This is a genomic window from Xylophilus sp. GW821-FHT01B05, assembly GCA_038961845.1.
GTDB lineage: Bacteria > Pseudomonadota > Gammaproteobacteria > Burkholderiales > Burkholderiaceae_C > Xylophilus.
Window position 1 is genome coordinate 2686879 of record CP152408.1, and the last position, 17700, is coordinate 2704578.

Below are 17700 nucleotides of genomic sequence, written 5' to 3' on the forward strand. Positions count from 1 at the left end.
CAATTCGGGCATCGATTTTTCAAGGACATCTCCATGGCCCAGTACACGGCGCAAATCCTGTGGGAGCGCGGCGAGCAGGACTTTCTTGGCAAGCGCTACAGCCGTCGCCATTGGCTCAGTTTTGATGGCGGCGCGCAGGTGGCGGGCTCATCCTCGCCGCATGTGGTGCCGCTGCCCTGGTCCGACCCGCAGGCGGTCGACCCGGAAGAGGCCTTTGTCGCCTCGCTGTCGAGCTGCCACATGCTCTGGTTCCTGTCCATTGCGGCAGAGCAGGGCTTTTGCGTCGACCGCTACCTGGACGACGCCGTAGGCGTGATGGCCCGCAATACCGAGGGCCGCATCGCCATGACCCGGGTCACGCTGCGGCCGCAAGTCAGCTTCTCGGGTGACAAACAGCCCTTGGCCGAGCAGCTCGATGCGCTGCACCACAAGGCGCATGAGGCCTGCTTCATCGCCAACTCGGTCAAGACCGAGGTGCTGTGCGAGCCGGTCCATGGCGCGGCCTGACGCGCCGGCCCATGCGGTAGAAGCTGCCAGCCACCCAGACCCCTATCCGTACTACCGTGCGCTGCGCGAGCAGCGCCCGCTGTACTTCGAGCCCGCGCTGAAGCTCTGGGTGGCCAGCAGCGCCGCGTTGGTCGAAGAGGCCTTGCGCCAGCCGGCCCTGCGCGTGCGCCCGCCGCAGGAGCCCGTGCCATCGGCGCTGCTGGGCACAGCAGCGGGCGAGGTGTTTGCGCAGTTGGTGCGCATGAACGACGGCGCCTTCCACGCGCAGCACCGGCCCGAGGCCGAACGCTCGGCCACGCGCTACACGCTGGCGCAGGTGGCCGCAGCGGTGGATGAGGCGCTGGGCGAGCTATTGCCCGTGCAAGACGCCAACCGCTTCCTCACCGATCTGCCGGTACGCACCATGGCCTGCCTGCTACAAATCCCAGCGGCAGAGCGCGCCACCACCAGCCAATGGGTGCATGACTTCACCGCCGGCATCGCGGCCGGCGCCACGCCGCAGACCGTGGCCCGCGCCGATACCGCCGCCGGGCAGCTCATGGCCCAGGGAGCGCGTGCCGGGCTGGCGCCGGTGCGCGCGGCCAACCGCATCGCGCTGATGCAGCAGTCGCTGGACGCCACCGCTGGCCTGCTCGGCAACAGCCTGCGCCTGCTGCAGCGGCAGCCTGCATGGGCCGAGCATTTGCGCACGCCGGAACAGGCGCGCGCCTGGGTTGCAGAGGTAGAACGCTGGGATGCGCCCATCCAGAACACACGCCGCTTCGCCGCCCAAGATCTGCCACTGGGCGGCCAGCAGATCCGGCAAGGGGAGGGCGTGCTGCTGGTGCTGGCGGCCGCCAACCGCGACGAAGCGCTGAACCCACAGGCCGAGCGCTTCGACCCCAGCCGCAGCGCGCGCCGCAGCCTGGGCTTTGGCGCGGGCATGCACCACTGTCCAGGTGAAGTTGTAGCTATTGAAATAGTAGCTAGTAGCCTAGGTGGGGTATGGGCTAGAGGCCAATTTGACCAATATTTCAACGCAACAGGCAGCTACCGCCCTTTGCCCAATGCCCGCATCCCTATCTATAAGGAGAACGCCCCATGATTTCCGTCATCTTTGAAGTCTGGCCCGACCCGGCCCACCGCCAGGGCTACCTGGACTGGGCGGCCGAGCTGCACCAGGAGCTGCAGCAGATGGAAGGCTTTATCTCGATAGAACGCTTCCAGAGCCTGACCGAGCCCGACAAGCTGCTGTCTTTGCAGTTCTGGCGTGACGACGATTGCCTGACCGCCTGGCGCAACCTGACGGCACACCGCCAGGCCCAGGCCGCCGGCCGCAGCACCATGTTCCGCGACTACCGCCTGCGCATTGCAGAAGTGGTGCGCGACTATGGCCTGCAACAGCGCGAAGAGGCGCCGGCGGATTCACGCGCGGCGCACGGCTGACGATCAGCGCCCGTGCGCCTGCAGCAGCTCGGCCATCCAGTCCACAAACACCCGAACCCGGGGCGGCAACTGCCGGGCGTGGGGGTAGAGCGCCCAGATCGGCATGGGCGCGGGGCGCCAGGGGGCCAGCACCTCCTGCAGCCGGCCGGCATCCACGGCGGCCGCCACGCCGTAGTGCGGCAACTGGATCAGGCCCAGGCCGGCAATGGCCGCCGCCACATAGGCGTCGGTGCTGTGCACGGTCAGGGGGCTGGGCAGCGGCAGGCTCAGCAACTGGCCGTCGGGCTGCACAAATTCCAGGTTCCACAACCGTCCCGTGACGGACGAGACATAGGCCACCGCCTGGTGCGGCGGCCGCCCGGGCGGCGCGGCCAGCAAAGCCTCGGGTGACGCCGGCACGCCGCAGCGCTCCAGGTAGGCCGGGCTGGCGAAGGTGCCCTGGGGCAGGTCGGCCAGCCGGCGGCCGACCAGGCTGGAGTCGCGCGGCACGCCGCCGCGCAGCACGCAGTCGACCCCTTCGCGCACTAGGTCGACCCAGCGGTCGCCGGTGCCGATCTCGAGCGCGATGTCCGGGTAGCGCGCCATGAAATCAGGCAGCGCCGGCACCACCACCAGCGCTGCGGCAGAGGCGTGCATGTCCACACGCAGCCGCCCGCGCGGCCGGGTGGCGGCGCCTTGGGCCAGCAGCTCGGCCTCATCCACGTCGGCCAGCAGGCGCAGGCAGCGCTCGTAGTAGGCCTGGCCTTCGTCCGTGGGGCGCACCTGGCGCGTGGTGCGCTGCAGCAGGCGCACGCCCAGGCGCGCCTCCAGGCTTTGCACGGCGTGCGTGACGGTGGCGCGCGGCAGGCGCAACTCGTCTGCGGTACGAATAAAGCTGCTCAGCTCCACCACACGGGTGAAGACACGCATGGCGTCCAGGCGGTCCATGGGATTGTTTTGATTTATTGGATGGTTATCGAAATTTTCAATGCTTTATCCAGAGGTTGCAAACAACCAGAATTCGCCCATTCCCTCTCCATCCCATCGACAGGACACACCATGACCTCTCTCCACCACAAGACCGCCATCGTCACCGGCGCCTCGCGCGGCATTGGCGCGGCCATTGCCCAGACCTTGGCCGCGCGCGGCGCGCGCGTGGTCGTCAACTATGTCCGCGATGCGGCGGCGGCCAACGCGGTGGTGGCGCGCATCGCTGCCGCCGGTGGCTCCGCCGTGGCGGTGCAGGCCGACGTGGGCCAGGCCGGCGCCGCGCGCCAACTGTTCGACGCCGCCGCAGAGCGCTTCGGCAGCGTCGATATCCTGGTCAACAACGCCGGCCTCATGGTCGAGAAGCTGCTGGCCGACACCAGCGACGAGGATTTCGAGCGGCTGTTTGCCCTCAATGTGCGCGGCGTTTTCGCCGGCATCCGCGAGGCCGCCACCCGGCTGGCCGACGGCGGGCGCATCGTCAATTTCTCCAGCACGCTCACGCGCCTGCAAACACCCACCTACGGCGCCTACTCGGCCACCAAGGGCGCCGTCGAGCAGCTCACCCGCTACGCGGCCAAGGAGCTGGGCGCGCGCCGCATCACCGTCAATGCCGTGCTGCCCGGGCCGACCGACACCGAGCTGTTCCAGCACGGCGGCAAGCCCGAGGCGGTGGTGAACATGCTCGCCAGCCTGACCCCGCTCGGCCGGCTTGGGCAGGTGGACGACATTGCGCGGGTGGTGGCCTTTTTGGTGAGCGACGAGGCGGGCTGGGTCACGGGCCAGAACATCGGCGTGAATGGCGGGCTTGCCTGACGGTTCTACGCGGTGCCCGGAGCCGCCCATTTGCCAAGCCCGAAGCGGCCGCCGGCCGCCACGGCCTTGCTCACAGACCGCCTCTAACCCGTAGCCAACCGCGGCGCATCCCCCGTGCGCTCAATCCAGCCGCCACCCAGGTAGCGGTACAGGTCCACCAGATTGGTGAGCCGCGCAAGCTGCGTCGTCAGCAGCGATTGCTGTGCGCTGTACAAGGCGTTTTGCGCGTTCAGCACCGACAGATAGCTATCGACGCCGTTGCGATAGCGCAGTTGCGACAGGTCCAGCCGGCGCTGCTGAAGAGCCGTGTAGCGCTGCAATGAGCGGATCTGGCTGTCGTAGGTATCGCGTGCGGCCAGCCCGTCGGCGACCTCGCGGAAAGCGGTCTGGATCGCCTTCTCATACTGCGCGATGAAGGCCTGCTTCTCTAGTTGCGCCAGGTCCAGCTTGGCGGCATTGCGTGCGCCATCAAAGATCGGCACCGTCAGCTGCGGTGCGAACGACCAGGCCACCGACCCTCCCTTGAACAAGCCGCCCAGCGTCGGGCTGGAGGTGCCCAGTTGCCCGGTCAGCGAGATGCTGGGGAAAAACGCTGCGCGGGCCGCGCCGATGTTGGCATTGGCCGCGCGCAATTGCTGCTCGGCCTCCATCACGTCGGGCCGGCGTGCCAGCAGGTCGGACGGCAGGCCGGCCGGGATGTCCATGAGAAAGCGTTGTGCGTCGAATGCCTGCGGCGTGGGCAGGTCGCCCGGCAGCGGCCCGCCCGCCAGCAGCACCAGCGCGTTCTCGGCCTGGGCACGCTGGCGGATCTGTTGGGTGAGGTTGGCCTCTTGCTGCTCCACCGTGCCCTGCGCCTCGCGCAGATCCAGCTCGGTACTCGTGCCGGCGTCGTAGCGCAGCTGCACGACCCGCGCGGACTCCTGCGCTGCCAGCAGGGTGGCGCGCGTGACCTTCAACTGCTCGTCATAGGCGCGCATCGCCAGGTACTGGCTGGCGACCTGTGCGACCAGCGATATCTCTGCGCCACGCCGCGCCTCGGCAGTGGCCAGGTACTGCGCCAGCGCCTGGTGCGTCAGGCTTTGCGTCTTGCCAAACAGATCAAGCTCCCACGACGCGGCGGCCCCGACGGTGTACTGCGAGCCCTTGGTGTGGCCCATCAGCGCCAGGTCTTGCGGCGTGCGTGATTTGGATGCATCGGCCACGGCGTTGACCGATGGCACAAGGCCGGCGCGCTGGATCTGGTACTGCGCGCGGGTTTGTGCAACGTTCAGCACCGCCACGCGCAGGTCGCGGTTGTTGTCCAGCGCCAGTGCCACAACGCGCTGCAGGCCCGGGTCATCGAAGAAATCGCGCCAGCCCATGTCGGCCGCCACGCGCTGCGGGCTGGCCTGGGCTTCTGTCTGGGCGCGATATGCCTCGCCCGTGGGATAGGCGCTGGCAACGGGCGAGGCGGGGCGGTCGTAATGGGGTTCGAGCGTGCAGCCCGTGGCGGCAAGCACCGCCAGGGCGACTGCCGTCGGCCAGATGTGGGGTTTCATGGGAAGGCTCTTCTTGCTCAATGGCCCGCAGAGGCCGTGCCAGGGGCGGGTTTCTTCAGGAACAGGGCCAGGGGGATGCACAGCAGCAATGCCCAGCCAAGCACGTAGAAGGTTTCCGAATAGGTGATCACCGAGGCCTGCTGCTGCATTTGCGCAGTCAACTGGCTGAGCGCCTGCAGCTTGGCGTAGGCCATGTCGCCGTGCCGCGCAAAGAAGCCGGCGGCGTTGGCGGCGATGCGCTCTTGCCCGATGGCCGAGTTGGCGGTGACCGAGTCGCGGATGACGTCCAGGTGAAAAGCGTTGCGCCGATCGATGAAGACCCCCAGCAAGGCCAGCCCGACCGATCCGCCCAGGTTGCGCGCCATGTTGTAGAGGCCGGCGCCATCGCCGGCGTCCTCCTTGGACACGGCCGCCATCGCCGCCTGATTGAGCGGCATCATTGCCATGATCTGGCCCGCGCCGCGCAACAGCTGCGACCAGAAGAAGTCGTGGCCCGCGCTTTGCGCCGTCAAGCCTATGTCCATCATGCAGCTGCCCGCGAAGCAGCACAGGCCGGCGATCACCATGAGCCGCGCATCGACCCGGCCCAGCAGGCGCGGCAGTATCGGCATCATCAGAAAGGCCGGCACACCCGACACCAACAGGATCGAGCCCGCCTGCTGCGCGTTGTAGCCAGAGATGCCGCTCAAGAACTGGGGCAGCAGGTAAGACACGCTGTAGAGGCCCGCGCCCACCGTGAAGACAATCAGGATCACGCTGGCGTAGCTCTTGTTGGCCAGCAGTTGCAGCCGCACGATGGGCTTGGCGGCCAGGAACTGCGCGGCGATCAGCATGCCGATGCCCAGCACGGCGGCGATGCTCAGCCACACGATCATGGGCGACTCAAACCAGCGCTCGCGCTGGCCGTCTTCCAGCACCACCGTGAGTGAGCTCAAGCCAATGGCCAGCCCGGCAATGCCCAGCCAGTCGGCATGGAAGAACTGGCGCCAGTCGGTCTTGCCCTTGGGCAGGCCTGTGTAGAGCAGCAGCACCAGCGCGGCGCAGACCGGCACGTTCAGAAAGAAGCACCAGCTCCAGTCCAGGTTCTGCGTCAGCCAGCCCCCCACCACGGGGCCCAGCAAGGGCCCGACCATCACGATCAGGCCAAAGATGGTCATGCCAATCGGCATCTGGTGGCGCGGCAGCCGGGTGGCCACGATGGTCTGGGCGGTGGGGATCATCGCGCCGCCGGCGAAGCCCTGGCCGATCCGGCCCACGATCATCTCCGGCAGGCTGTGCGACCAGCCGCACATCATGGAGAAGAGCGTGAACAGCAGCGCATTGCTCAGCAGGAAGTTGCGCAGGCCAAACACCCGCGTCAGCCAGGCCGCCAGCGGGATCATCACGATCTCGGACATCAGGTAGCCGGTCGATATCCACGTTCCTTCGGTGCCGCTGGCACCCAGTTGCCCCTGGATCTGCGGCAAGGCGGCGTTGGTGATGGAGATGTCGAGCGTTGCCATCAGCGCGCCAATCGAGCCTGCGGCCACGGCAATCCAGTCGCTGGCGCTGGCATTGGCCGGGGCGCCAGTGCCCGCCTGGGCCGCCTTAGCCACGGCTGCCTTCTTGCTTCAGGGCTTGCTCGGTTTCTCGCTCGTCGCGGGTGTCGACCTGTACGGTGACGGAGAGCCCGGGTATCAGCACCTGGCGCAGCTCCGGGTTGCTTTCGAGGTGAATCCGCACCGGCACGCGCTGCACGATCTTGGTGAAGTTGCCCGTTGCGTTCTGCGCTGGCAGCAGTGCGAACTGCGAGCCGGTGCCGGGCGAAAAGCTTTGCACCGTGCCCTGCAGGGTCACCCCCGGCAGGGCATCCACGCTGATCGTGGCTGGCTGGCCGGCGCGCATTCGTCCGATCTGGGTTTCCTTGAAGTTCGCGGTCAGGTAGATGTCCTGTACCGGCACCACCGTCAGCAGCCGGGTGCCGGGCTGCACGTACTGGCCCACGCGCACGGCACGGTCGCCCACGCGGCCGGCCAGCGTGCTGCGCACCACCGTGTCCTGCATGTCGAGCTGCGTCTGGCGGGCACTCTCGCCTGCGGCATCGAGCTGCGCCTGTGCCTGCTGGATCTGGGCGTTGGTGCTGGCCGTCTGGCGTTCTGCGGCCTGCAGCGCCGCGATATTCGCCGCCAGCGTGGCGCTGGCCTGGCTATAGGCATTGCGCAGTTCCGCAAGATGGTCTGCGGTCTCGCCGCCGCCCGCGACCAGTGCTTCATAGCGCTTCACCCGCTCGGCGGTATAGGTCTCGGCTGACCGGGCGCCTTGCACTTGGGCGCGCGCCTGCGCAATGTTGGACTGCTGCTGCAGCAGATCCGCCTGGCTGCGGGCGATGTCGGCCTTGCGCGCGGCAATCGTCGCGGTGGCCTGCCCCAGCACCGCCTGGTACTGGCGGCTGTCCAGCCGTACCAGCGGCTGCCCGGCCGACACCACCTGGTTGTCGCCCACGTAGACCTCGGCCACATAGCCGGACACCTTGGGCGCTGCCGTCATGCTGTCGGCTTGCAGGTAGGCGTCGTCCGTGCTTTGTACAAAACGCCCGGTCGTCCACCACCGAACGCCCCAGATACCGCCGACGATCAGAAAAACCGCCAGCCCAAGCCAGAGCAGCAACGTGCGCCCTCTGGCGCGCTTGGCCGCAGGCATGGGCTTCTCGGAAGGGGCGTGTTCTTGAGGGGCGGCGGTGGCAGTCATGGGATTGTTTGAATTTATTCCGTATGGAACAATTATTCCACTTGGGCTAAATTGACGTCAACCGCTCTATTTGTCCCGATTGATATATTTCTTCCATTTCACTGAATAGAGGCCCATGACGCGCGCACCCAAGCCCCGACATGCTGCAGACGGCGGATACACGCGTGGCGAAGAGACACGCGCCCGTATCGTGGCTGCGGCGCTGAAGTTATTTGGTGATCGCGGTTTTGACGGCGCGTCGACGCGCGATATCGCCATGGCCGCCGACGTCAATGCGCCGGCCTTGCAGTACTACTTCAACAACAAGGAAGGCGTGTACCTCGCGTGCACCGAGCACATCGTGTCGCGCCTGCTGGAACACCTGGGGCAGGTGCTGGGCCATGCGGAGCAGGTGCTGGCCGACGGCGGCGGGGACGAGGCGCTGATCGATGCCTTCTGCGGCATTCAGGAGCGGGTCGCGGATTTCATGTTCACCTCGGAGGAGCACGCCGCGTGGCGCTTGTTTATCGCACGAGAGCAAGCGGGGCTGGACCCGGCGGTGGATTCCCAGACCGTCTCCCAGCGCCTGGGCAAGCCCATGTTGGCCATCACCTCCGCCATTGTCGGCCGTCTGCTGGGCCAGCCGGCCAGCGACGAAGAGACACAACTGACCGCCATGACACTGAATGGCCAGTTGGCCATGTTCCAGGTCATGCGCCGTGCGGCGCTGGCCCGCTTGAACTGGGACACGATCGATGCACGCCGCACCGGATTGCTCAAGCGTGTTGTCATAGGGCAGACCCGAACACTGATGTTTGCCATGGTTGCCAGGCGAGAGGCGGCCAAATAGAGGGATGGACGTTGCCGATTTCCTGCGGCGCCAGGCCCGCACCGGCGCGGGGCAGGGCGCCAGGGCGCAGGGTTATCATCCCCCGTTCGCACAGGCCGGTCCCCCGGTCTGTGAACGTGTTTACGATCTCTATGGGGTCGCGCAAGAGTCTTTGCGGGATGGGATGCAAGGCGCGGTGCGCTGCCAATAGCACCGCTATTGGCAAGCGCCGCAACGCCGCAGACCGCCCGCAAAGGCACTTGCCCTTCGGGTTGGAGTGAAATCGGGCGATTGAGCGCCCCGGCCCCTTGCATGGGCACCAGCCCATGCAGCGGGATCCGGGCCACTCACTCATCCCGATTGCACTCCAACGCGATCCCCATACAGATCGTAAACACGTTCTTACGGATGCAACGCATCCGCCAACCTGTTACCCGTGCCAGCCACCCGTGCGTCTTAACTCCATCAAACTCTCTGGCTTCAAGTCGTTCGCCGAGCCGACCAACTTCCTGCTGCCCGGGCAGCTTGTGGGCGTGGTTGGCCCCAATGGCTGCGGCAAGTCCAACATCATGGACGCGGTGCGCTGGGTGCTGGGCGAGAGCAAGGCCAGCGAGCTGCGCGGCGAGTCCATGCAGGACGTGATCTTCAACGGCACCAACACGCGCAAGCCGGCCAGCCGCTCCAGCGTGGAGCTGGTGTTCGAGAACAACGACGGCCGCGCCGGTGGCTCCTGGAGCCGCTTCACCGAGATCGCCGTCAAGCGCGTGCTCACGCGCGACGGCACCAGCAGCTACTACATCAACAACCAGCCGGTGCGCCGCCGCGACGTGCAGGACGTGTTCCTGGGCACGGGCCTGGGGCCGCGCGCCTACGCCATCATTGGCCAGGGCACGATCAGCCGCATCATCGAGTCCAAGCCCGAAGAGCTGCGCCTGTTCCTGGAAGAGGCCGCAGGCGTCTCCAAGTACAAAGAGCGCCGCCGCGAAACCGAACACCGCCTGTCCGACACGCGCGAGAACCTGACCCGGGTCGACGACATCCTGCGCGAGCTCAACAGCAACCTCGAGAAGCTGGAGAAGCAGGCCGAGGTGGCCCAGCGCTACAACACGCTGCAGGCCGACGTCACGCTCAAGCAGCACCAGCTATGGTTTTTGAAGCGCCGCGAGAGCGAGGCCGACCAGGCCCGCATCAAGGCCGACGCCGCCCAGGCGGTAAATGACCTTGAATCCCGCGTGGCCGACCTGCGCCACATCGAGGCCGAGCTGGAGACCATCCGCCAGGCGCACTACGCCGCCGGCGACCATGTCAACCAGGCCCAGGGCAAGCTCTACGAAGCTAGCGCCGAAGTCGGCCGGCTGGAGGCCGAGATCCGCTTCGTCGTCGAAGGCCGCCAGCGCGTGGAGCAGCGCCTGATCACCCTGCGCGAGCAGGTCAGCCAGTGGGCCACCCGCAAGGACGACGCCGAGGCCGAGATCGAAACCCTGGCCGCCCAGGGCGAAGACGCCGAAGAAAAAGCCGAACTGCTCGCCGCCCAGGTGGAAGAGCAGGCGCTGCAGTTGCCAGACCTGGAAGAGGCCCTGCGCCAGGCCCAGCAAAAAGCCAGCGAGCAGCGCGGCGCCGTGGCCCATGTGCAGCAGCAAATTCAGGTGCTGGCGGCCGACCAGCGCAGCATCGAGGAGCAGTCGCGCCAGCTCGACGTGCGCCGCGACCGTTTGGTTACTGACCGCAACGCCCTGGCCGCACCCGACGAAGCGCGCCTGAACAACCTGCGCGAGCAACTCGAAGCCGCACAAGAGGCCGCACAAGAGGCCGACGCCCGCCTGCACGAGCTGCAGGACGCGGTCCCGCAACTGGACGAAGACCGCCGCACGCGGCAGCACACCGTCAATGCCGAGAGCGCGGCCCAGGCCGACCTGTCGGCCCGCATGGAAGCGCTCAAGGCGCTGCAGGAAAAGGTCAAGACCGACGGCAAGCTGCAGCCCTGGCTGGCCAAGCACGGCCTGGACAGCCTGCAGGCGCTGTGGAGCCGGCTGCATGTGGAGCAGGGCTGGGAAAGCGCCCTGGAAGCGGCCTTGCGCGAGCGCATGGGTGCGCTCGAAGTCTCCCGCCTGGACATGGTGCGCGCCTTTGGCGCCGACGCCCCACCGGCCAAGCTCGCCTTCTACAGCCCACCCGCCGCCGCCGTGCCCGAGGCCGCCGGCGCGCTGCCCGCCCTGCTGGATCGCCTGCGCCTGAATGACGCCGGCCAGCGCGCGCTGCTGGCCGACTGGCTGCACGGCTGCTACACGGCCCAGAATTTCGATGAAGCCCTGGCCGCGCGCAGCCGACTGCAGCCGGGCGAGGCCATCTTCGTACCCGCCGGCCATGCGGTGACCGCCCATGGCGTGAACTTCTACGCGCCCGATTCCGAGCAGGCCGGCCTGCTGGCCCGCGCGCAGGAGATCGAGAACCTTGAGAAGCAGCTGCGCGCCCAGGCCCTGATCGGCGAAGAAGCTCGCTCCGCACTGGTGCGTGCCGAGTCTGCCTATGCCGACGCCTCGCAACGCCTGGTGGCGGCACGCCGCGAGACCACCGAGACGCAAGGCCGTGCCCACGAGCTGCAGGTAGAAAACCTGCGCCTCACCCAACTGGCCGAGCAAACGCGCGAGCGCAGCGCCCAGATCGCCGGCGACCTGGGCGAGGTCGAGGCGCTGCTGGACGAGCTGCAAGAGCGCCGCGTGACGGCCGAGGCGCGCTTCGAAGAGCTGGACATGCAGCTCGCCGACAGCCAGGAGCGCCATGCGCAGCTGGACGAGCGCGTGATCGAGTCCGAGCGCCGCGTCAACGAATCGCGCGAGCAGCAGCGCAGCCTGGAGCGCCAGGCACAAGAGGCCATCTTTTCACGCCGCAGCCTGGAGTCGCGCCGCGCCGAGCTGGGCCGCGCCATCGACACCGCCGCGCAACAGGCGGGCTCGCTGGCCACAGAAGAAAGCCGCGCCCAGGAAGAGTTGGCGCGCCTGTCAGACGCCGCCGCGCAAGGCGGCCTGCAGACCGCGCTGGAGCTGAAATCCGAGCGCGAAACCGCACTGGCCGCGCAGCGCAGCGAATACGACGACCTGACCACCAAGCTGCGCGCCAGCGACGAGCGCCGCCTGCAGCTGGAGCGCGCGCTCGACCCGCTGCGCCAGCGCATCACCGAATTCCAGCTCAAGGAACAGGCCGCGCGCCTGGGTTTTGAGCAGTACGCATCCCTGCTGACCGACGCCCAGGCCGACCTGGAGGCGGTAGAAAAATCCATCACCGAAGGCAATGTGCGCGTGCAAGGCCTGCAGGGCGATATAGACCGTGGCAACCGCGACATCGTCGCGCTCGGTGCGGTCAATCTGGCTGCGCTGGAAGAGCTGGGCACGGCGCGCGAGCGCAAGACCTTCCTCGACGCGCAGACGGCCGACCTGACCGAGGCCATGAACACGCTGGAAGACGCCATCCGCAAGATCGACGCCGAGACGCGCGAGCTGCTGGTGGGCACCTTCAACGTCGTCAACGAGCACTTCGGGCGCATGTTCCCCGAGCTGTTCGGCGGCGGCAATGCCAAGCTCATGATGACCGGCGAAGAGGTGCTGGACGCCGGCGTGCAGGTCATGGCCCAGCCGCCCGGCAAGAAGAACCAGACCATCCACCTGCTGTCCGGTGGTGAGAAGGCGCTGACCGCCATCGCCCTGGTGTTTGCCATCTTCCAGCTCAACCCCGCGCCCTTCTGCCTGCTGGACGAAGTGGACGCGCCGCTGGACGACGCCAACACCGAGCGCTATGCCAAGCTGGTGGCCAGCATGAGCAAGAGCACCCAGTTCCTCTTCATCAGCCACAACAAGATCGCCATGGAAATGGCCGAGCAATTGATCGGCGTCACCATGCAGGAGCAGGGCGTGTCGCGTATCGTGGCCGTGGACATGGAATCCGCACTGTCCCTGGCCGAACCCGAATAGAAGCAACAAGCATGAGCACATTGCAGATCAGCCTTGCCGTGGCCGGCGGCGTCGTGCTGGCGGCCATCGTCGCCCACAGCGCCTGGAGTTCGCGCCGCAACACGCCCAAGCAGGCCGAACCCGCCACGCCGGAAGAAGCCGCCGTCCGCGAGGCCGCCGAGCGCCAGGACCCGGCCTTTGACGGTGATGCGGAGCTGCCCGCCGGCAGCGCCGTGGACCCGGTGCTGGGCGTGCTGCCACAGCTTGAGAAAAAGCCTGGCCTGGACCCGCTGATCGACGTCATCGCGCCGTTGGCACTCGAAGCCCTGGTGTCTGGCGACGCCGCCTTGGCCGCCATGCCCGCCACGCGCCGTGTCGGCAGCAAGCCCTTTGCCGTCGAAGGCCTGAACGACGTCAGCGGCCAATGGGAAATGCCCGTGGCCGGCCAGCGCTACCGCGCCTTCCAGGCCGGCGTGCAACTGGCCAACCGCAACGGCGCGCTCAACGACATCGAATACTCGGAATTCGTCATCAAGGCGCAGGCCTTTGCCGACGCCGTCAACGCCGAGCCTGAATTCCCCGAGATGCGTGACGAAGTCGCGCGCGCCCGTGAGCTGGACCAGTTCGCCAGCGACCACGACGCCCAACTGGCCTTTGTGCTGCGCGCCCGCGCCGCTGCCTGGAGCCCGGGCTATGTGCAGCAGAACGCCGCGCGCCTGGGCTTCGTGCCCGGCGTGATTCCCGGGCGCATGGCCCTGCCCACGGCAGCGGCCGGCCTGCCGCCGGTGCTGACCCTGGCCTTCGACACCCAGGCCGCGCTGGCCGAGGACCCGGCCCAATCAGCCATCCGCGACGTGCTGCTGAGCCTGGACGTGGCCCAGGTGCACCGCGAAGAGCAGCCCTTTGCCCGGCTGCGCGAATCCGCCGCCGCCCTGGCCCAGGCCATGGATGGCGTCGTCACCGACCAGAACGGCCAGTTGCTGCGCGAAGAGGCCATGGACGGCATTGGTGCCGACCTGGAAAAGCTCTACGACACGCTGGACGCGCACGACCTGTCGGCCGGATCGGTACAGGCGCGGCGCCTGTTCGGTTGAGCGGCCGTGGCGCCGCGCAATCCCTCTGTTCCAGAGCAGGGCGAGTTTTTTGAGTCAAACATGGCTCAAGCCCAGGTGGGGCTTGGGCTTCTAGCTATGAATATAGAAGCAATCCGGGCGCAGCTCGAGCGCTGGATGCACCAGTACTACGTGCTGGATGCCCCCGAAGTCCCGGACGCCGAATACGACCGCGTCTACCGCCAATTGCAGGCGCTGGAAGAAGCAAACCCCGAACTCATCACCCCCGATTCGCCCACCCAGCGCGTCGGTGGCGCGCCGCTGGGCCAGTTCGCGCCGGTGCGGCACGCCGTGGCCATGCTCAGCATCCGCACCGAAACCGACACCGAAGCCAGCGGCGCCGTCAACTTCGACACCCGCGTGCGCAAGGAGCTGGGCCTGAAAGAAGGCGATCCACCGGTCGCCTACATGGCCGAGCTGAAGTTCGACGGCCTGGCCATGAACCTGCGCTACGAAGAAGGCCGCCTGGTGCATGCCGCCACCCGCGGCGACGGCGAGCAGGGCGAGGACGTGACGCAGAACATCCGCACCATTCGCCAGATCCCGCTCAAGCTGCCGGCCGGCGCGCCCGCCGTGCTGGAAGTGCGCGGCGAGGTCTACATGCGCCGCGACGATTTCGAACAGCTCAACGAGCGCCAGCGCGAGGCCGGCGACAAGAGCTTCGTCAACCCACGCAACGCCGCCGCCGGCGCGGTGCGCCAGCTGGACCCGGCCATCGCCGCCAAGCGCCCGCTGTCCTTCTTTGCCTACGGCTGGGGCGAGGTGCAGGGCTGGCCTGACGAACCGCCCACGCAGGACGGCGTGCTGGCCGCGTTTGCCGCCTTTGGCTTTCCCGTGGACAAGCACCGCGCGGTAGTGGAGGGCTCCGATGGCCTGGCCGCCTTCCACGCCAGGATAGGTAAGCTGCGCGACCAGTTGCCCTTCGACATCGACGGCGTGGTCTACAAGGTCAACGAGCTGGCGCTGCAAAAGCAGTTGGGCTTTGTCACGCGCGAGCCGCGCTGGGCCGTGGCCCACAAGTACCCGGCACAAGAGCAGATGACCCAGGTCATGGGCATAGACGTGCAGGTCGGCCGCACCGGCAAGCTCACGCCGGTGGCGCGGCTGGCGCCGGTGTTTGTGGGCGGCGTGACCGTTACCAATGCCACGCTGCACAACCTGTTCGAACTGCGCCGCAAGGGCGTGCGCGTGGGTGACACCGCCATCGTGCGCCGTGCCGGCGACGTGATCCCCGAAGTGGTCGGCGTGCTGCCTACACCGCGCCCGCACTACGTGCCCAATTTCCGCATGCCGCGTGAGTGCCCGGTCTGCGGCAGCGCCGTGGTGCGCGAGAAGACGGAAGTCAACCACCGCTGCACCGGCGGCCTGTTCTGCGCCGCGCAGCGCAAGGAGGCGATCCTGCACTTTGCGCAGCGCCGCGCCATGGATATCGAAGGCCTGGGCGACAAGCTGGTGGACCAGCTGGTGGAGGGCGGCATCATCCGCACCCTGCCCGAGCTTTACAAGCTGGGCGTGGGCAAGCTCGCCGCGCTGGAGCGCATGGCCGACAAATCGGCGCTCAACCTGGTCGAGGCGCTGGAGAAATCCAAGCAGACCACGCTGCCGCGCTTTTTGTTCGGCCTGGGCATTCGCCACATCGGCGAGGCCACGGCCAAGGACCTGGCACGCTACTTTGGCGCGCTGGACCCGATCATGGACGCCACGGTAGAGCAATTGCTGGAGGTGAACGACGTGGGCCCCATCGTGGCGCTGGCGCTGCGCACCTTTTTTGACCAGCCGCACAACCGTGAGGTGGTCGAGCAACTGCGCGCAGCCGGCGTGCATTGGCCCGAAGGCCCACCGGCACCACGTGCCCTGCTGCCGCTGGCCGGCAAGACCTTTGTGCTGACCGGCACGCTGCCCACGCTCTCGCGCGAGGACGCCAAGGAACTGCTGGAAGCCGCCGGCGCCAAGGTGGCCGGCTCGGTCAGCAAAAAGACGGACTACGTCGTGGCCGGCGCCGAGGCTGGCAGCAAGCTGGAGAAGGCGCAGGTGCTCGGCATTGCCGTGCTGGACGAAGACGGCCTGCGCCAATTGCTGCCTGATTCAAGCGCGGGTTGAACCCTGCGGGCGGCGTGGGACTCCAACCCCTATTCATATTCAGGAGACCGCCATGAAACTCCGCTCATGCTGCGCCACCGTACTTGCCATCGGCGCTGTGGCCGCGCTCTCGGGCTGCGTCGTGGCGCCAGTCGATGCCTATGGCACCGGCTACGCCTATCCGTACGGAACGACCTACGCCGCTCCCGCCGCCTACCCACCTGTGGGCTACTACGCCGATCCGCTGCTGGTGGCGCCTGCCTATGGCTCCCTGAACTTTGGCTATTCCCGTTACTACGGCGGCGGCCCGCGCTACGGCCCACCCCGTTTTGGCGGACCCGGCCGCTCCTGGGGCGGCCCGCGCCCGGGCGGCGGGGGGCGCCCTGGCGGCTGGGGTGGGCGCGGCGGCGGCGGCGGCGGCGGCGGTGGTGGTGGTCGGGGGCGCTGAGCTCTCTTCTTACCCTGCGTTACGTAAAGCGACGCGCCGTATGTAGGAGTTGGGGGCCACCCGCGCGTTGTTAGAAGCACGTTATCTAACAGGGGTCCACCGTGCATCGCCTACGTCTTATCGGAATCGTCTTCGCCGCTACTGCCGCCGCCCTGTTGAGCGGCTGCGTGGTGGCGCCTATGGCGCCCTACGGCGCTTATTACCAGCCTGCGCCAGTCGTGGTGTCGCCATCCGTCGGTTTCTACGGCTCCTATGGCGGCTATCGGCGCTGGAGGTAAGTAGCTGCTAGGCCGGCTCTGGTCGGCACCAGAGCCAGGCCAGCACGCCATCCATGCAAGCCAGCGCTAGCGAGGCAGCCCATACGCGCTGGGTGGTGGCCAGCAGGATCAGCGCACAAAACGCCATGGCCGCCGTGGCGCTCCATTTGGCACGGCGGCTCATGCGGCCGCCGTTCTGCCAATTGCGCAGCAAGGGCCCGAACAGGCGGTGGCCCATCAGCCACGCATGCAGCCGTGGCGAGCTGCGCGCCGCGGCCCAGGCAGCCATGATGATGAAGACCGTGGTCGGCATGCCCGGCACGAAGATGCCCACCACCCCCAGCGCAATGCAGAGCACGGCAAAGGCCGCCAGCAGCAGGCGCACTGGGGCAGGCAAGGGGCGTTGCGAGGTATCGGGCATACGGGCTTCCAGGCGCAGATTGTGACGGCTGGGCAAGCCCGGCTATGCTTGCCACTCCCCAGCTTTTGCCTTGCCGCTCCCGATGGCTGTTCGAGACATTCTCAAGATGGGCGACCCGCGTCTGCTGCGCGTCGCCCCGCCCGTGCCGGCCAATGCCTTTGGCAGCGAAGCCCTGCACGCCCTCATCACCGACATGTTCGACACCATGCACGCCGTCAACGGCGCTGGCCTGGCTGCGCCGCAGATTGGCGTCGACCTGCAACTGGTGATCTTCGGCACCGATGCCCCCAACCCGCGTTACCCCGATGCGCCGGTGGTGCCGCGCACCGTGCTGCTGAACCCCGTGATCGAGCCGCTGGGCGCCGAGGAAGAAGAGGGCTGGGAAGGCTGCCTGTCGGTGCCCGGCCTGCGCGGCGTGGTGCCGCGTTGGGCGCGCATCCGCTACACCGGCGTTGACCCTGAGGGGCAGCCCATTGACCGCACGGTCGAGGGCTTTCACGCCCGGGTGGCGCAGCATGAGTGCGACCACCTGATCGGCAAGCTCTACCCCATGCGCATCCGGGACTTCAGCCGCTTTGGCTTCACCGAAATCCTGTTCCCAGGCCTGGACGCCTCGGAAGACGACTGATATCCCCGTTTCAAGAGGAAAAAG

15 protein-coding genes are annotated in these 17700 nt (G+C 67.5%); 10 read left to right on the forward strand and 5 right to left on the reverse strand.

Annotated elements, in window-relative coordinates:
• Positions 1-33: 33 nt before the first annotated feature.
• The 3 genes from AAFF27_12500 to AAFF27_12510 are packed head-to-tail and all read left to right on the forward strand — an operon-like array spanning position 34 to position 1932.
• A complete protein-coding gene (locus AAFF27_12500; GenBank protein ID XAH25955.1) occupies positions 34-507 on the forward strand; it encodes an OsmC family protein in 474 nt (157 codons plus the stop codon).
• Positions 494-1591, forward strand: a complete 1098-nt coding sequence (locus AAFF27_12505; GenBank protein ID XAH25956.1) for a cytochrome P450 — start codon at positions 494-496, stop codon at positions 1589-1591. Before AAFF27_12500 ends, AAFF27_12505 begins: the two co-directional genes overlap by 14 nt.
• A complete protein-coding gene (locus AAFF27_12510) occupies positions 1588-1932 on the forward strand; it encodes an antibiotic biosynthesis monooxygenase (GenBank protein XAH25957.1) in 345 nt (114 codons plus the stop codon). Before AAFF27_12505 ends, AAFF27_12510 begins: the two co-directional genes overlap by 4 nt.
• A gap of 3 nt (positions 1933-1935) precedes the next feature.
• On the opposite strand, the gene AAFF27_12515 is transcribed toward AAFF27_12510, so the two are convergent.
• Positions 1936-2859, reverse strand: a complete 924-nt coding sequence (locus AAFF27_12515; GenBank protein ID XAH25958.1) for a LysR family transcriptional regulator — start codon at positions 2857-2859, stop codon at positions 1936-1938.
• 111 nt (positions 2860-2970) lie between these two features.
• On the opposite strand from AAFF27_12515, the gene AAFF27_12520 reads away from it, so the two are divergent.
• The gene (locus AAFF27_12520; GenBank protein ID XAH25959.1) at positions 2971-3714 is read left to right on the forward strand and encodes an SDR family oxidoreductase; all 744 of its coding nucleotides are present in this window, start codon (positions 2971-2973) and stop codon (positions 3712-3714) included.
• Positions 3715-3797: 83 nt separating this feature from the next.
• Here the strand turns inward: AAFF27_12520 and AAFF27_12525 are convergent, their stop codons facing one another.
• Genes AAFF27_12525 through AAFF27_12535 form a run of 3 tightly spaced genes read right to left on the reverse strand, consistent with a single transcriptional unit; the run spans position 3798 to position 7931 of the window.
• The gene (locus AAFF27_12525; protein XAH25960.1) at positions 3798-5252 is read right to left on the reverse strand and encodes an efflux transporter outer membrane subunit; all 1455 of its coding nucleotides are present in this window, start codon (positions 5250-5252) and stop codon (positions 3798-3800) included.
• 17 nt (positions 5253-5269) lie between these two features.
• Entirely contained in the window at positions 5270-6847 is a 1578-nt protein-coding gene (locus AAFF27_12530) for an MDR family MFS transporter (protein ID XAH25961.1), read from the reverse strand.
• Positions 6840-7931, reverse strand: a complete 1092-nt coding sequence (locus AAFF27_12535; GenBank protein XAH26228.1) for an HlyD family secretion protein — start codon at positions 7929-7931, stop codon at positions 6840-6842. The genes AAFF27_12530 and AAFF27_12535 overlap by 8 nt, the downstream gene beginning before the upstream one ends.
• A 163-nt stretch (positions 7932-8094) precedes the next feature.
• On the opposite strand from AAFF27_12535, the gene AAFF27_12540 reads away from it, so the two are divergent.
• From AAFF27_12540 to AAFF27_12560, 5 genes are all read left to right on the forward strand, one after another.
• Positions 8095-8808 (forward strand): CerR family C-terminal domain-containing protein, encoded by a 714-nt coding sequence (locus AAFF27_12540; protein ID XAH25962.1) that lies wholly within the window; start codon positions 8095-8097, stop codon positions 8806-8808.
• A gap of 428 nt (positions 8809-9236) precedes the next feature.
• Positions 9237-12752 carry a chromosome segregation protein SMC gene (gene smc, locus AAFF27_12545; GenBank protein ID XAH25963.1) on the forward strand — a complete coding sequence of 1172 codons (3516 nt, stop codon included), beginning with the start codon at positions 9237-9239 and terminating at the stop codon, positions 12750-12752.
• A gap of 11 nt (positions 12753-12763) precedes the next feature.
• The gene (locus tag AAFF27_12550; GenBank protein ID XAH25964.1) at positions 12764-13825 is read left to right on the forward strand and encodes a cell division protein FtsZ; all 1062 of its coding nucleotides are present in this window, start codon (positions 12764-12766) and stop codon (positions 13823-13825) included.
• Between the two features lie 96 nt (positions 13826-13921).
• Positions 13922-15943 (forward strand): NAD-dependent DNA ligase LigA, encoded by a 2022-nt coding sequence (ligA, locus tag AAFF27_12555; protein XAH25965.1) that lies wholly within the window; start codon positions 13922-13924, stop codon positions 15941-15943.
• Positions 15944-15995: 52 nt separating this feature from the next.
• Positions 15996-16370, forward strand: coding sequence for a hypothetical protein (locus AAFF27_12560; protein XAH25966.1), 375 nt, complete (start codon positions 15996-15998; stop codon positions 16368-16370).
• A 285-nt stretch (positions 16371-16655) separates the two neighbouring features.
• Here the strand turns inward: AAFF27_12560 and AAFF27_12565 are convergent, their stop codons facing one another.
• Entirely contained in the window at positions 16656-17048 is a 393-nt protein-coding gene (locus AAFF27_12565) for a YbaN family protein (GenBank protein ID XAH25967.1), read from the reverse strand.
• 82 nt (positions 17049-17130) lie between these two features.
• On the opposite strand from AAFF27_12565, the gene AAFF27_12570 reads away from it, so the two are divergent.
• A complete protein-coding gene (locus AAFF27_12570; protein ID XAH25968.1) occupies positions 17131-17676 on the forward strand; it encodes a peptide deformylase in 546 nt (181 codons plus the stop codon).
• Positions 17677-17700 lie beyond the last annotated feature (24 nt).